The organism is Variimorphobacter saccharofermentans (assembly GCF_014174405.1).
Taxonomy (GTDB): domain Bacteria; phylum Bacillota; class Clostridia; order Lachnospirales; family Lachnospiraceae; genus Mobilitalea; species Mobilitalea saccharofermentans.
This window is the reverse complement of record NZ_JACEGA010000001.1, coordinates 2785814-2801682: the sequence shown is the minus strand read 5'-3', so window position 1 is coordinate 2801682 and position 15869 is coordinate 2785814. Positions and strand designations below refer to the sequence as shown.

At 39.1% G+C, this 15869-nt stretch carries 12 protein-coding genes; 10 read left to right on the top strand and 2 right to left on the bottom strand.

All coding sequences use genetic code 11. The annotated features are described in order from the left end of the window. The first annotated feature begins 69 nt into the window (after window positions 1-69). From H0486_RS12280 to mltG, 5 genes are all read left to right on the top strand, one after another. Window positions 70-2604 carry a U32 family peptidase gene (locus H0486_RS12280; RefSeq protein ID WP_228353268.1) on the top strand — a complete coding sequence of 845 codons (2535 nt, stop codon included), beginning with the start codon at window positions 70-72 and terminating at the stop codon, window positions 2602-2604. A gap of 9 nt (window positions 2605-2613) precedes the next feature. After that, complete coding sequence (locus tag H0486_RS12275; protein WP_228353267.1) at window positions 2614-3948, top strand: FtsW/RodA/SpoVE family cell cycle protein; 1335 nt, start codon at window positions 2614-2616, stop codon at window positions 3946-3948. Then, window positions 3945-5375, top strand: coding sequence for a peptidoglycan D,D-transpeptidase FtsI family protein (locus tag H0486_RS12270; protein WP_228353266.1), 1431 nt, complete (start codon window positions 3945-3947; stop codon window positions 5373-5375). The genes H0486_RS12275 and H0486_RS12270 overlap by 4 nt, the downstream gene beginning before the upstream one ends. A gap of 182 nt (window positions 5376-5557) precedes the next feature. Continuing rightward, window positions 5558-6010: an NUDIX hydrolase gene (locus H0486_RS12265; RefSeq protein ID WP_228353265.1), complete on the top strand. Its 453-nt coding sequence runs from the start codon at window positions 5558-5560 to the stop codon at window positions 6008-6010. A gap of 214 nt (window positions 6011-6224) precedes the next feature. Continuing rightward, the gene (mltG, locus tag H0486_RS12260; RefSeq protein WP_228354428.1) at window positions 6225-7568 is read left to right on the top strand and encodes an endolytic transglycosylase MltG; all 1344 of its coding nucleotides are present in this window, start codon (window positions 6225-6227) and stop codon (window positions 7566-7568) included. Window positions 7569-7791: 223 nt separating this feature from the next. Here mltG and H0486_RS12255 read toward each other — a convergent pair whose 3' ends face one another. After that, window positions 7792-9345, bottom strand: coding sequence for an ABC-F family ATP-binding cassette domain-containing protein (locus H0486_RS12255; RefSeq protein ID WP_228353264.1), 1554 nt, complete (start codon window positions 9343-9345; stop codon window positions 7792-7794). 196 nt (window positions 9346-9541) lie between these two features. On the opposite strand from H0486_RS12255, the gene H0486_RS12250 reads away from it, so the two are divergent. The 5 genes from H0486_RS12250 to H0486_RS12230 all read left to right on the top strand — a co-directional run bounded on the left by H0486_RS12250 (window position 9542) and on the right by H0486_RS12230 (window position 14578). Then, window positions 9542-10603 carry a type IV pilus twitching motility protein PilT gene (locus tag H0486_RS12250; RefSeq protein ID WP_228353263.1) on the top strand — a complete coding sequence of 354 codons (1062 nt, stop codon included), beginning with the start codon at window positions 9542-9544 and terminating at the stop codon, window positions 10601-10603. Between the two features lie 22 nt (window positions 10604-10625). Further along, window positions 10626-11417, top strand: a complete 792-nt coding sequence (locus H0486_RS12245; protein ID WP_323163545.1) for a prepilin peptidase — start codon at window positions 10626-10628, stop codon at window positions 11415-11417. Between the two features lie 42 nt (window positions 11418-11459). Beyond that, window positions 11460-11897 carry a GtrA family protein gene (locus H0486_RS12240; protein ID WP_228353262.1) on the top strand — a complete coding sequence of 146 codons (438 nt, stop codon included), beginning with the start codon at window positions 11460-11462 and terminating at the stop codon, window positions 11895-11897. Window positions 11898-11919: 22 nt separating this feature from the next. Further along, window positions 11920-13128: a class I SAM-dependent rRNA methyltransferase gene (locus H0486_RS12235; RefSeq protein WP_228353261.1), complete on the top strand. Its 1209-nt coding sequence runs from the start codon at window positions 11920-11922 to the stop codon at window positions 13126-13128. 70 nt (window positions 13129-13198) lie between these two features. Then, on the top strand, window positions 13199-14578 hold the full coding sequence (locus H0486_RS12230) for a bifunctional folylpolyglutamate synthase/dihydrofolate synthase (protein ID WP_228353260.1): 1380 nt from the start codon (window positions 13199-13201) through the stop codon (window positions 14576-14578). Here H0486_RS12230 and H0486_RS12225 read toward each other — a convergent pair. Next, window positions 14529-15581, bottom strand: a complete 1053-nt coding sequence (locus H0486_RS12225; protein ID WP_228353259.1) for a DUF5050 domain-containing protein — start codon at window positions 15579-15581, stop codon at window positions 14529-14531. The genes H0486_RS12230 and H0486_RS12225 overlap by 50 nt on opposite strands. Window positions 15582-15869: the final 288 nt, after the last annotated feature.

Below are 15869 nucleotides of genomic sequence, written 5' to 3'. Positions count from 1 at the left end.
CCATTGTAAGGGATGCTATCGCATCATAATGGATAGCCTTTTGCATAATACTACCAAATGGAGATTGCTATGAAAAGAAAAATAGAGATTCTGGCACCGGCCGGTTCCTATGAAGGAATGAAGGCGGCTATGAACGCAGGTTGTGATGCCGTATATATTGGGGGAAGCAGCTTTGGAGCAAGAGCCTATGCCAATAATTTGGATGAGGCGACCCTGTTACATGCTATTGATGAGGCTCATATCAGAGGAAAACACCTATACCTGACAGTGAATACGCTGATTAAGGAGCAGGAACGCATCGAACAGCTTTATCAATTCCTTGAGAAGTATTACTTGCAGGGATTGGACGCGGTGATTGTTCAGGATGTTGGTGTTATGCATTTTATACATCAACATTTCCCAGAACTTCCGATCCATGCCAGTACCCAGACAACACTGACAATGGCAGAGGGAGCAAATTTGTTAAGGGATTATGGAGTAACCCGTTTAGTTACTGCTAGAGAATTAAATCTGCAGGAGATAAAGAATATTCGTGAAAATACGGATTTAGAGATTGAAACCTTTGTACATGGTGCCTTGTGTTATTGTTATTCCGGTCAATGTCTGATGAGTAGTATGATTGGTGGAAGAAGCGGTAATCGAGGCAGATGTGCCCAGCCCTGCAGAATGCCTTATCAGTTTTACAATGATGAGCGTAGATTATCCTCCAATAAGGAAAAGTATCTGCTCAGCCCAAAGGATATTAATACTATCCCGCTAATACCGGAGTTGGTGGAAGCGGGAATCGATTCCTTTAAAATCGAAGGCAGAATGAAACGACCGGAATATGCGGCAGCAGTTTCTGCTATGTACCGTAAATATGTGGATTACTACTTGGAGTATGGAAAAGAGAAATATCTTGAGTTCAATAAGAAAAATGATTATCGCAGGGATCTGCTTGCTTTACAGGATATCTATAACCGGGGAGGCTTTTCCCAGGGCTATGGAAAGAGTCATAACGGGAAGGACATGATGTCCCTGTACCGGCCTAATCACAGCGGTGTATTTGCAGGAAAAGTGACAGAAATTAAGGGGATTCAGATTGCGATAAAACTACAGGAAGATATTAATGCCCAGGACATATTGGAAATCAGACATAATGAAGAGAATATCTATGAATTCACGGTGAAAGATCCACACAAAAAGGGAGATATCTTAATAGCCAATGTAGGAAGAAGACTGGTGGATCGATCACAAGAAAAGAATAAGAAGGACAAACGTAAATCTGTTCAGCCAGATATACCGGTTCGAATTGGTGATTCCGTATATCGAACGAAGAATAATGAACTACTAGAGCAGATTTCAAAGGACTACTTGGAAAAAGAGCGCAAAATTGGAATTACCGGTGTATTAACAGCCAGACAGGGAGAAGAACTTAGACTGAGCATTTCCTATGGAAATTGTACAGTAACAGCCACCCAGGGGGTGGTGTCACAAGCTGTTAAGCAACCGGTATCAAAGGAAAAACTGGCTGCTTCCATTGAAAAAACCGGAGATACCTTATTCTATTTTGATAAGCTTGAGATCGATACGCAGGGAGATATCTTTGTCCCCGTAGCATGGCTCAATGAGGTACGCCGTGAGGCTATTCATCAGCTTGAACAGAAGGTTGCCATCCAGTATCGGAGAAGCAGTATAAATCTTCAGAGTGTTCAGGAACCAATTAATAAATCTTATACTTTAGAAAAAGGACCCGATACCGATGCAATGCAGATTAGTGTAACGATACAGACGGAGGACCAATTTACAGCCGTTCTGTCTTATTCGGAGATTTCTTGTGTTTATGTGGAATATGATATGTTTACTATGGACAACCTCCTTAATATGGCAGAGAAAGCAGCCAAAGCGGGTAAGGAATTATACCTTTCCCTTCCTCACATATGCAGACTAAAGGAATACAATATTCTTAATATGGATATGGCTGAATTGGGAAAGAATAAGAATATCCACGGATTTATAGTGAAGAATTTTGAAGAGGCAGCCTTACTAAAACCGTTATTATCTGATAGTAGACCGTTAAAAGAACTCATTCTGAACTATAATATGTACATCTATAACAAGGAAGCAAAGGTGTTCTGGAGAGAACAAGGGATTCACAGATTCACTGCTCCTGTAGAATTGAATGTACAGGAGTTAAAAAAACTCGGTATTACGGACTGTGATATGATTGTGTATGGTTATCAACCGCTTATGATTTCAGCACAGTGTCTTTTCGAAAGTACACAAGGATGCCTGAAGCGAAAAAAGGGACAGAGCAATTCTTCCAGGGAGCTATACCATAAGGGCTATCTTACAGACCGACTGGGTAAGAAATTTTATGTTCAAACGAATTGCAGAGAATGCTATAATATTATTTATAACGGACAGGCTTTATCTCTTCTCCAATATGCGCCGGAGATTAGAAATTTAGGACCTGCACGAATCAGATTGGATTTTACGAAGGAATCCAAGGATGAAGCAAAACAGGTTCTGAGCGCTTTTACCGATACATTTTATTATGGAAGACAGAGCATGGAAGCACGTTCCGATTACACTACCGGACATTTTAAGAGAGGTATCGATTAGGAGATAGCTATGAATTTGATTATGGAACTAATTAAATATATGATGATCTTATTAATCGGAATTTACACCTTTTTTAGTTTTAATGTAATCCGGTATAAGAGTAAAAGGAAGCAGACAAGAGCCTATCATATTATGACTACCATCATATTTTTCCTTCACTTTATTGGGTACATGGCTTTATTTTTGCAAACGTGGAGTATCAAACTGCTTCTTTTATATGGTGGTGAGTTACTATTGTTTGCTATGGTCCTTATATTATACCAGACCTTTTATCCAAGAATATCAAGGCTATTATTGAGAAATATGCTAATGCTCCTAACGATCAGCTTTATTGTACTTACCCGTCTGTCTATCAACAAAGCGATAAGACAGGTTATTATTGTAGCGATATCCTTTTTACTCTGCTTAATTGTCCCACAGGCTATAAAATCTCTGCAGTGGATTAAGCGATTTGGATGGGTTTACGGGGTAGTAGGAATTATCCTGTTATTAATTGTGTTAGTGATGGGACGAACCAGTTATGGTGCAACGAACTGGCTTAATATTGCTGGCTTCAGTTTTCAGCCCTCTGAGTTTGTCAAGCTTTTATTTGTGATAAGTATCGCTGCTTTGTTCCAGGAAGGCACGGATTTCAAACGAATCTGTGTAATTACTGTCATGGCAGCAGCTAATGTATTGATTTTGGTACTTCACAGAGATCTTGGCGGAGCATTGATTTTCTTTATCACTTATATATTTATGTTATATGTAGCAACCTCTAAGCCTATCTATCTGTTCTCAGGGCTGGCAGCGGGCAGTGTAGCAGCGATAATCGCTTATCGTTTGTTCTACCATGTCAGAGTACGCGTTATTGCATGGCAGAATCCCTTTGGATATATTGATAAAGAGGGATACCAGATTACACAATCCTTATTTGCCATTGGTACAGGAGGATGGTTTGGAATGGGACTCAATCGAGGCTTGCCGACGGACATTCCGGTTGTGGATAGCGATTTTATTTTCTCGGCCATATCCGAAGAACTTGGAGGCTTGTTTGCAATCTGTTTGATATTACTCTTTACAAGCTGTTTTGTTATGTTTATCAATATAGCCCTTCACCAAGAGGAAATGTTCTATCGGCAGATAGCACTGGGCTTCTCAGTAATGTTCGGATTTCAGGTGATCTTATCCATTGGTGGAGTTATTAAGTTCATTCCATCAACCGGTGTGACATTACCACTTATCAGCTCCGGCGGTAGTTCTGTATTATCGACGATTATCATGTTTATGATTATGCAGGGAGTCTATTTGAAAGAGAAAACAGTAAAGAGAGAAACGAATCAGGTTAATGGAGAGATTGTATGAAAATAGTGAAAAAGGAATCAGATCCGAAGCAATCAATTTTTAATATAATCTATATTTTTATGGGTTTGTTTGTACTGGTGATGGGATATTTTGCTTATTTTCTAATCGTCAGAAGCAATGAAGTAATCAACAGTACGTATAACAAACGACAGGAGGTTCTGTCAAAACGTATTCTTCGTGGAAGTATACTGTCGGCGGATGGTGAAATTCTGGCAAAAACCGTATTAGACAAAGATGGAAATGAAACCAGAGAATATCCATTTGATGATATATTTGCTCATGTGGTTGGTCGATATGACAAAGGAAAAACAGGCATAGAAGAATCGGAAAATATTCGTTTGTTAACTTCAAATGTGAATTCACTTGACGTCATGTATTCGGATTTGATTGGTGAAAAAAGCCCGGGAGATAATGTAATCACTACGTTAAATACAAAGCTTCAGCAGGTTGCATACGATGCACTTGGTAATAACAGGGGAGCAGTTGTAATTATGGAGCCATCCACTGGTAAAATTCTTGCAATGGTATCCAAGCCTTCCTATAATCCCAATAAGGTTAAGGACAACTGGGATAAGCTTGTAGAGGATAAGAATTCAGAATCACCATTAATGAACAGAGCAACACAGGGGTTATATCCACCCGGCTCTACATTTAAGGTGCTGACATCACTGGAATACATTCGAGAAAATCCCTTATACCTAAAATATAAGTATGATTGTAACGGAAGAATTGAATATGAGGGAATGGCGATCCACTGTTATAATAATAAATCCCATGGGAAATTGGATTTACCTCTTTCCTTTGCGAAATCCTGCAATACCTCCTATGCTTCTATGGGAAAGGATTTAGATAAGGATAAATTCTTTTCTTTGTGTGAGGATTTCTTATTTAATAAAAATCTTCCCATTACCATGGCGAGTAATCCCAGTAGCTTTACACTGCGTCAGGGCCAATCCAGTGTAAAGGAAGCGATGCAGACAGCCATCGGACAGGGAAACACCCTGATAACCCCTCTTCATAATGCGATGATTGCTTCTACGATTGCCAATGGTGGTGTTATGATGAAGCCCTATATCATTGATCATATTGAGAATGCTGATGGTGGAGTTGTTAAGAAATACACACCACGAATTCATACAAAGCCCATCACTCCGGGAGAAGCTAAGTATATTGCTGAGATGATGCGAAAGGTCGTTACGGATGGAACCGGATCAAAGCTGAAGGGGCTGGATATTAAAGCTGCGGGTAAGACAGGTTCAGCCGATCATGCAGAAGGAAAAGCGGCTCACGCATGGTTTATCGGATTTGCACCCTATGATGATCCGGAGATAGCAGTTAGTATTATTGTAGAAAGTGTTGGTACCGGTAGTGATTATGCTGTACCGATTGCAAAGAAAATATTTCAGGCATATGATAAAATGAACTAACCATAAAAACTGCTTTAATTGCCAGTGTATACCATTATAATTTCATTTATTTGCACGACAAATTTCGTACCAGCTCTTAGCCCTTTGTTAACTTTCAATAATAATGGGTTGAAAACTTATGCATATTGATGTATACTTCTAGTTAGAATTAGAGGGTACACCAAAGAGCAGGAGGAATTGCGATGGTAGAAGCAACGAGCTGTGGCGGTGTAGTGATATTCAGAGGAAAGATTTTATTACTGTATAAGAATTATAAGAATAAATATGAAGGGTGGGTGCTACCGAAAGGGACCGTAGAAGAAGGCGAAGAATATAAAGAAACAGCGATACGCGAAGTATTGGAGGAAGCAGGAACCAATGCTTCTATCATAAAGTATATCGGAAAGAGTCAGTATTCTTTCAGCACACCACAAAATACAGTATTAAAGGATGTTCATTGGTATTTAATGATGTCTGATAGCTATTACAGTAAACCACAACGGGAAGAATTTTTTATGGACTCCGGTTATTATAAGTTCCATGAAGCTTATCACATGCTCAAATTTGCCAATGAAAAACAAATTTTGGAGCGTGCGTATAATGAATATGTGGATTTGAAGAAAAGTAACCTGTGGGGGAATAAGAAATATTTTTAACAGATTAAGTTTGGATGTTACACGCATACATTTTCTTATGCAAGTGACCTCCAAGCTTAATTTTTTGTTATAAAGCGCATTCTTAAGAAAATTGTAAGATGGTAAGACTTGTTAAATAAAATATAGTATTACAAAATATAAAAAGTGTTGAAACATTGCCTTATCAGGTTATATAAAAAGCATTTATTATGAGAAAAGGAGTATCAACGACGTGATGTGCAATAATCTTCGAATCAATCATACAAAGACAGGAAAGAAAACCTTCTCTTATATGAAACTAATTCTACTTAGTTTACTATTCGTCTTAATAACAATATGCTATTCATCCGTTAAGGTGGAAGCAGCGGAGAAAAAGTATGGAATCATGATAGCAGACAATAAAGGGAAATATACCTTTTATGATTTTTATAATATATCGGAGAATGATAACACGATTGAACTTACCGATGAGGGAAATGTTATGGTTCCGTTGGAAAGACTGGTTAACCTGATACCGGGACTCACCTATCGTTATGATAAAAAGAAAGAGACAGCAACCATTATTAATAATCAGAATGGTAAGAAGCTGATTTATAAAACTGATAATCAATATGCTACTTATTATGCAAATGCGAAAGCTTCAAAGAAAAAGCTGGTATATCCAACGTATATCTCACCCTCCAGCTCAGCAGTCATGGTACATATGAATTCTCTTAAGTGGTTGTTCAACAGCACGAAGGGCTTTGGATATTATAAAACTGCAGATATGCAGAAGATGGGTTATGATACATTGACTTACAGCGGAGTTCTTCTATATAATCCATATCAAGCTGTAACAGAGCTTCCCAAAGCCACCTCTGTAAACGGAATATCGAATACGGTTAAGGTAACCATTCCAGAAGGCTATAGCGTACCACAGGTATTTAACCTATTGGTGAAAAAGGGTGTTTGCTCTTCTACGAAGCAATTATATGATGCTATGGAAAACTATGATTTTTCTTACTATCCGCTTGTAGCGGCCATAGAAGAAAATGAGCATCGTTGTTATAAGCTGGAGGGATATTTATATCCGGATACCTATGAGTTTTATCGCTTGAGCAAAGCACAGGACGTAATAGGTAAGTTCCTTCGCAATGCTGAGAGCAGGATCACAGAGAATGACCGAAAGAAGGCAGAAGCAATGGGCTATAGTGTGAATGAGATTCTGACGATTGCGTCAATCATTGAGAAGGAAACCTCTGATCCGGCAGTTATGAAACAGGTATCATCAGTAATCTATAATCGTCTGAACATTAATATGAAGTTGCAGATGGATTGCGGAACATATTATGTTGAACGCTACATTAAGCCATATATAACCGGTGATGTAAATCGATATAACGAATACTATAACATGTATAAATGTAAGGCATTACCTTCGGGACCGATATGCAACCCTGGAAGGAAAGCGATTGAAGCAGCATTTAGCCCTTCTGTAACAGACTATCTATACTTTTACAGTGATGAGAAGGGAGAATATCATTTCTCCAAAGAATATCATAATGTTGTCGCAGGTAATGACTCTTCTAAAGAAGAATAGGCTTAACAACGACGCTAGTTCAGGGGCTTGTAGCATATTATAAAAGCAGGGATTGTGGCTTACCATAATACACTGTCAGAAGAACTTATTGTAAAATTTGTATGGATAAGGCGAACTTTTAAGTTCGACTGATACATACAAATTTTGCAATCTGTACTTCTGTCTGTGTGTGAGGTAAGCCACAATCCCTGCAAATATAATATGCACAAGCCCCCCACTAAGCTTAAAGCTTGGTGGACCACCTGGAGCAATCCCAGACCTTCGTCACTAGTCCATCATAGAACTCCGGCTCATGACAGATTAATAAAATACTTCCTTTGTAAGCGGTCAGTGCTCGTTTTAGCTCCTCCTTAGCGTCTATATCAAGGTGATTAGTGGGCTCATCCAACAGAAGAATATTGGTTTCCCGATTAATCAGCTTGCAAAGACGAACCTTTGCTTGTTCACCACCGCTTAGTACCCGAATCTGGCTTTCAATATGTTTCGTTGTCAGACCACATTTAGCCAGCGCAGAACGTACCTCATATTGAGTGTAACCGGGAAACTCATTCCAGATTTCCTCCAGACAGGTAGAGGTATTACCGGGAGAAATCTCCTGTTCAAAATAACCGATACTCAAATAATCACCCAGGGTTACCTTCCCGCTTAGGGGTTTAATTAGCCCAAGAATACTTTTCAATAAGGTGGTCTTACCGATACCATTGGCACCAATCAGCGCTATCTTCTCCCCCCGCTCCATAGATAATGTCAAAGGTGAGGAGAGGGGATCCTCATATCCAATTACCAGATCCTCTGTCTGGAATATATATCTTCCAGCAGCTCTGGCTTCCTTGAAATTGAACTCAGGCTTTGGCTTTTCCTTAGCTAACTCAATAATCTCCATTTTGTCCAACTTCTTTTGACGCGACATTGCCATATTTCTGGTGGATACTCTGGCTTTGTTACGAGCAACAAAATCCTCCAGCTCTTCGATTTCCTTCTGCTGTCGCTTATAGGCTGCCTCCAGCTGAGTTTTCTTCATTTCGTAAATCTCCAGGAACTTGTCATAGTTACCTACATATCGGTTCAGCTCCTGATTTTCCATATGATAAATTATATTAACAACGCTGTTGAGAAAGGGAATATCGTGTGAGATTAGTATAAATGCATTCTCATACTCATTTAAATATCGCTTCAGCCATTCAATATGTTGTACATCCAGATAGTTAGTAGGTTCGTCCAGAAGCAGGATATCAGGCTTTTCTAATAAAAGCTTACCGAGTAGAAGCTTTGTTCTTTGCCCACCGCTTAAGTCCGTTACATCCATATCCAGGCCGATTTCATCAAGACCTAAGGCATGACCGATTTCTTCCACCTTACTGTCGATAATATAAAAGTCGTGCATTTGCAATAATTCCTGGATTGTCCCGAGCTCCTCAATCATTTCCTGAAGCTCATCCTCTTGTGCTTCTCCCATGGAATCACAGATTTGATTCATTTTTTCTTCCAATTCAAATAAATAGGAAAAGGCAGATCGCAGAACATCACGAATAGTCATACCTTTTTCCAATACAGCATGCTGGTCAAGGTATCCGACATGAACATTCTTAGCCCATTCAATCTTACCTTCGTCGGGCATTAGCTTATTGGTTATTATGTTCATAAAGGTGGATTTTCCTTCACCATTGGCACCAATCAAGCCGATGTGCTCACCCTTTAATAAACGGAATGATACGTCATGAAAGATGGCACGATCGCCAAAACCATGACTTAGGTTGGTTACATTCAATATACTCATAGATGAAAATACTCCTTAATTTATGTGGAAGGTAATATACGAGATACTATTTTACATGATAACCTGGTAAATTTCAATTTGTATATTAAAGTAATTTGATTTATAATGGATAAAAGTAAACGATACTAGGATTTCATTTGATTAGGATAAACGGATTCAATTTATTGAATATGGATACTAAGGGGGCATATAACGTATGAAGCTTTCGATGGATGAGTTACTAAAGGATGCACAGAGCCGAAAAGCATCTGATCTACATCTTACCGTCGGAGTATCCCCCAAATGTCGAATTAACGGAGTTTTAGTCGATATGGGGTATGAACCATTGTCACCTACGGATACAGAAGCAATTATTATGCCAATAGTACCGGAACGTTTATCAGAAAAGCTAAATACCTATGGAGAAATAGATTTTTCCTATTCTATTCCTAATATAGGAAGATTTCGTGTGAATGTGTTTAAACAGCGGGGCTCTTATGCAACGGTTGTTCGAATTATTAATACAATAGTACCACGGGCAGAAGAGCTTGGTTTACCATATTCGGTTGTTGAGTTGACCAAAATGAAGAGAGGTCTGGTATTAGTAACGGGACCAACCGGAAGTGGCAAGTCAACTACCCTGGCGACTTTAATAGATATTATTAATACGTATCAAAACTGTCATATTATTACTCTGGAGGACCCAATTGAGTATCTACACAGACATAAAAAGTCTTTGGTCAACCAAAGAGAAATCGGAACAGATTCCTTATCCTTTGCGAATGCTCTGAGAGTGGTTCTTCGCGAAGATCCGGACGTTATTCTCGTGGGTGAAATGAGAGATTATGAAACGATTGAAGTGGCAATTACAGCAGCAGAAACTGGACATCTGGTTTTCTCAACTCTGCATACCATTGGAGCAGTGAATACGATTGACAGAATTATAGATGTATTTCCACCACACCAGCAGCAACAGATCCGAATACAGCTTTCCACTGTTTTGGAAGGAGTGGTATCACAGCAATTACTACCTACGGCAGATGGACAAGGCAGGGTTGCTGCATTTGAGGTAATGCTGTCAAACCCGGCCATCAGGAGTCTTATCAGGGAGAATAAGAATCACCAGATCACCTCCTTTATTCAGACAAATCGGAAGCAGGGAATGCAGACGATGGATGATGCAATTTGCGAATTGTATCGAAAGGGGATTATTCACAGAGAGCAGGCATTGGCATTTGCACAGGATATTCTTAGCATGGAGAGAAAGCTGTGTCTCTAATAAGACAAAGGCAGGATGTAATATGATGGAAGTATTGGTATATAGTATTATTTTCCTCTATGGTATTTTTATTGGAAGTTTTTTAAATGTATGTATTTGGCGGATTCCGGAGAATCACAGTATTGTTAGCGTAGAATCTCACTGTATGAGCTGCAACACACTGCTTAAATGGTATGATCTTATCCCCATCATCAGTTATGTTGTTCTTCGCGGACGCTGTAGAAGATGTAAAGCAAAAATATCACTTCAGTATCCTATGGTAGAGTTGCTGAATGGGGTCCTCTATGTCCTTATTTTCTTTATCTATGGATGGGGCACCTTACCTAATATTCTATTGAATATAGCCTATGCTCTAGTGGTGTCAGCATTGATTGTATTAAGCATTATAGATTTTCGGACCCAGATCATTCCATTCGGTATCAATGTATTTATTTTCATAATGGGACTATCTGTTATGATTATTAAGTATTTTTGCTTTGGAAATAATATAGGAGTTGTGACAGATCATATTATTGGTTTTTTTGTGGTAAGTCTGTTTCTGCTCATCCTCTATACTGTAACCCGTGGAAGAGGAATTGGCGGTGGTGATATAAAGCTGATGGCAGCAGCTGGGTTAGTGCTGGGATGGCAGTTAACCCTTCTTGCCTTTCTGGTAGGCTGTGTACTTGCTTCCATCATTCATCCTCTTCGAATGAAAGTAAGCCGTGTAAATAGTGTACTTGCATTTGGCCCATATCTATCAGGAGGAATTGCTGTAGCTATATTATATGGTGAGAGAATGATGAATTGGTATTTACATACTTTTTTTATATAAAATAATCTAATTAGGCTATGAACGTGAAACATGGAGGCAGGAATGAAACGAGACTCACGAAATGGTATATATGAGAAGCTTGGAAAATTAATAAACAGAGAAACTATTGCTTATGTAGTAGCAGGCGTGTTGACAACGGCAGTGAATTTCATAAGTTACGAAGGCCTATATCGTCTTGGTTTGACAAATCTGCGTGCCAATGCTTTGGCATGGATCATTGCTGTAAGCTTTGCCTATATCGTAAATAAACGAAATGTATTTTTATCGAGAAGTGCTTCGGCGAAGGATGAGGCCCTTAAGGTTATAAAATTCTTTGGCGCCAGACTGGTTACACTGGGGATAGAGCAATTAGGTATGTATATTTTTATTGAACGTCTGGGCTTCTATCGATTGCTGGTAAAAGCTTCCATGGCTGTGATAGTGATTGTATTAAATTATGCATTTAGCAAACTGTACATCTTTAATAAGAACAAGGAATAGTAACGAACAATGGAGGACGACAATGAATCAATGCAATGCAGTTGTTACAATTAAAAAGGGTGGAGCAAGAAGCTTAAAAAGCGGAGGATTGTGGATTTATGATAATGAAATAGATCAAATTGTCGGTGATTATGAGAATGGTGATCTGGTATATGTGCATGATTTTGACGGTTATTATCTGGGATGTGGATTTATTAACACATATTCGAAAATTACGGTACGAATCATGTCGCGGATCAAAGGACAGGAAATCGATCATGAATTTTTAGCTATGAGAGTTAAGGCGGCTTGGGATTATCGTAAGACTACAGTAGATACCGGCAGTTGTAGAATAATCTTTGGCGAGGCGGATTTCATCCCCGGACTGGTGGTAGACAAGTTTGCTGATATTTTAGTAGTACAATCACTGGCAATGGGAATTGACCGCATGAAGCTGGAAATTCTATCAATCCTGAGGGAAGTGCTGGAAACAGATGGAATATCTATTCGTGGCATCTATGAACGAAGTGATGCCAAGGTGCGATTACAGGAAGGAATGGAACGAATCAAAGGCTTTATAGGAGAGCCATTTGACACAAAAGTAGAGATAGAAGAGAATGGTGTTAAATATCTGGTAGATGTGGCGGAAGGCCAAAAAACCGGATTCTTCTTAGATCAAAAATATAATCGTGCTGCGATTGCAAAGCTTTGTAAGGGAGCAAGAGTACTGGATTGCTTTACCCATACCGGATCCTTTGCATTAAATGCAGGGAAGGCCGGTGCTAAGGAGGTTATCGGAGTGGATGCCTCAGAGCTGGGAGTAGCGCAGGCAACAGAAAACGCTATGCTGAATGGGTTGTCCGATACGGTCAAGTTCATAACGGCTGATGTCTTTGATTTGTTACCGGAATATGAAAAAAAGGGTGAAATGTTTGATGTGGTAATTCTTGATCCACCCGCGTTCACAAAGTCGAAGAATTCTGTTAAGAATGCGATAAAGGGATACCGAGAGATTAACCTTAGAGCAATGAAGCTGGTGAAGGATGGGGGTTATCTCGCTACCTGCTCCTGTTCCCATTTTATGACCCCGGATTTATTTGCGGAGACAATCAGTCAAGCTGCAAAGAATGTGAGAAAGCGTATTCGACAGGTAGAATACCGAACCCAGGCTCCGGATCATCCGATTCTGTGGGCTGCGGATGAATCCTATTATTTGAAATTTTTTATTTTCCAGGTAGTAGATGAAAAGTAGTGAATAATTAACTTCTAAGCGCATACCCTCATATGGCATAATGAAGAAATGCGCTGGAATGGGAGGAACTATGACATATCAAGAAGCAATGGAATTCATTAAAGCTTCCAATCAATACGGAAGCGTTCTTGGACTTGAGTCGATTACAGAACTTCTGAATAGATTGAACAATCCTCAGGATAACCTGAGGATTGTTCATGTTGCAGGTACTAACGGAAAGGGATCTACTTCAGCATTTATAACGAATATATTGGCTGCAGAAGGGTATAAGGTAGGCCGCTATAGTTCGCCGGCAGTATTTTCTTATCGGGAACAGATACAGATAATAACTAGCAAGGATCAGCAATACGATAAGAATATAACTAGTCTAAAGAATACTGTCACCGAGATTACCATAAACGACATAACAGAGGAAGGCATAAGTGATGCTATTACAGAGATTGAACCTCTATGCAGGAAGATGGTTGAGGATGGATTATCTCATCCAACCTCCTTTGAAATAGAGACAGCTATGGCGTTTTTATATTTCGTTAAGCAAAAGGTTGATTTTGCTGTGGTGGAGGTTGGACTTGGAGGACGTCTTGATGCAACCAACGTTATCCGACATCCGATCTGTAGTGTAATAACATCCATCAGTATGGATCATATGCAATTCCTGGGCAATACGATTGAGAAGATTACAGAAGAAAAGGCTGGAATTATCAAACCCGGTGTTCCCGTAGTTACGAATAATAATAGAGTGGAAGTACTTTCTGTCCTAGAAAAAGTATGTGCAAGCAGGGAAAGTCAGTTAAGCTTAACGTTACAGGAAGAGCTCTGTGATATACATTATTCTCCGGAAGAAACCACATTTCTTTATCATGGAAAGAATTATCGTATTCGGCTACTGGGTAATTATCAGACCAGTAATGCCATCCTCGCTATTCAAACAGCAGAAATTCTTCGAAGGAATGGAGTCCCTGTTTCAGACATGGCCATTAGGGAAGGATTATTCCATACGAAGTGGAAAGGAAGATTCGAGATAATTGCGAAGAAGCCGTATATTATTCTTGATGGAGCACACAACGAAGACGCAGCATTACAGCTGAGAAACGCTTTACAGACTTATTTCCCTGATAAAAAGTTTATTTTTATAATAGGTGTGTTGGCAGATAAAGAGTATCGTAAAATATTACAAATTATGCTCCCGCTTGCTAAGATCATTATTACGGTAACTCCTATGAATCAAAGAGCCTTACCCTCATCAAAGCTAGCGATAGAGAGTAAGGCATATGGTGCGGAACGAATATTCGATGCCGATGCGGTTGATCACGCAGCCCAGCTGGCATTGCAAGAAGCGAAAGCGGACGATGTCATTCTCGCCTTTGGTTCCCTTTCCTATTTAGGTGAACTGCAGGAAGCTATTGTTTCTTCTTCTTCTCCTTTTCTACGTCCAGATCAGGTGGATTGAAGGTATTCACGTGGGGACCACCATCGGCATAGACCATAAAGGTCGTTGTATCGTTAAAATCTCTAAAAAAAACATAATCTTTTGTTACATGGATCTGCTTATAGCTCCCATCCAGTAAGGTTTCAGAGACCAAGGTCGCTAAATCAATACGACAGATTCGGCTTTTCTTGCCGTTATCTACCTGATAGTACAGATATTTACCGGAGTTGGTAATATTGTAGGTGGAGCAGGATTCGTTAACAAGCAGGGTTACTTCCGAACCATCCTGCTTCATTCGATAAATATGATAATCATCCGCTATATCAATGTAATAAACGTATTGATCCATGAATATTGGATAAAGATAAGAACCATCATAAACCGTACGATAAGTAAAGCTGGATAAATCCAATGCATTAATATAATGATCTTCAGAATATCCTGCATAGTACAAAGAGTTATTAATTACGGCAGCTGGTTTTACTGCATCTTTCACTAAAAGGCGTTCCATGGATCCATCTATTTTGTAACGATACACGTATAAACCTTGCTCCACATCGTAACGCTGTAAATATATAAAATTACCTTGGAGCAGAAGATACGCACCTGGGTTACTAGTGAAGGACATACTCTTCGATCCATTCTGGTTTATACGAATTACGCCGGTATTATTGTATTTTGTAAAAGCATCATCTTTATTTTCCCGGGTATTATTCGCTCTGACATAATAAATATAGTTTTCATCAGCATTTATATATACTGACATATCATCCGATAGCTTTTTCATCCCGGACATATCCGAGTTCATGCGATACAGCTTACCATTTGCATTTGGATTATTAAAGTAAATTAAGTTATCCTGTTCACAAAACAGACCACCATTATAGATGTTACCAGTTGTATTACCTATTTCGTCTTCTTCATTAAAATAGGTTCGCCCCGATGAATACATATATATGATTGCTATGATTGCAAGTGTAGCGATTACTAAGCCTATAAAAATACGTCTGATCAATTTCAGCATAAAATACCTCCCGGAATCTAGATTATTCATTTTGTATTATATATCGACAAGAAATTTAATTCAATAAGCATATAGAACTGTATTTTACCATAAATATATATGGTGCTGTACTGTCTTTTTCAAAATATAAACAGACTAGGAGCAAAAATATAACCAAAGTCAGAGTTTTTGCACTAGTCGCTACTTAGGTTCTGTTTTTTGTATCCTTATGTACCGTTACTAAGTGCAACTAAGCGCATGCGGTTCCGCAGTGGATATACTCCTAGTCTATCTGATATGGGGTGCAAC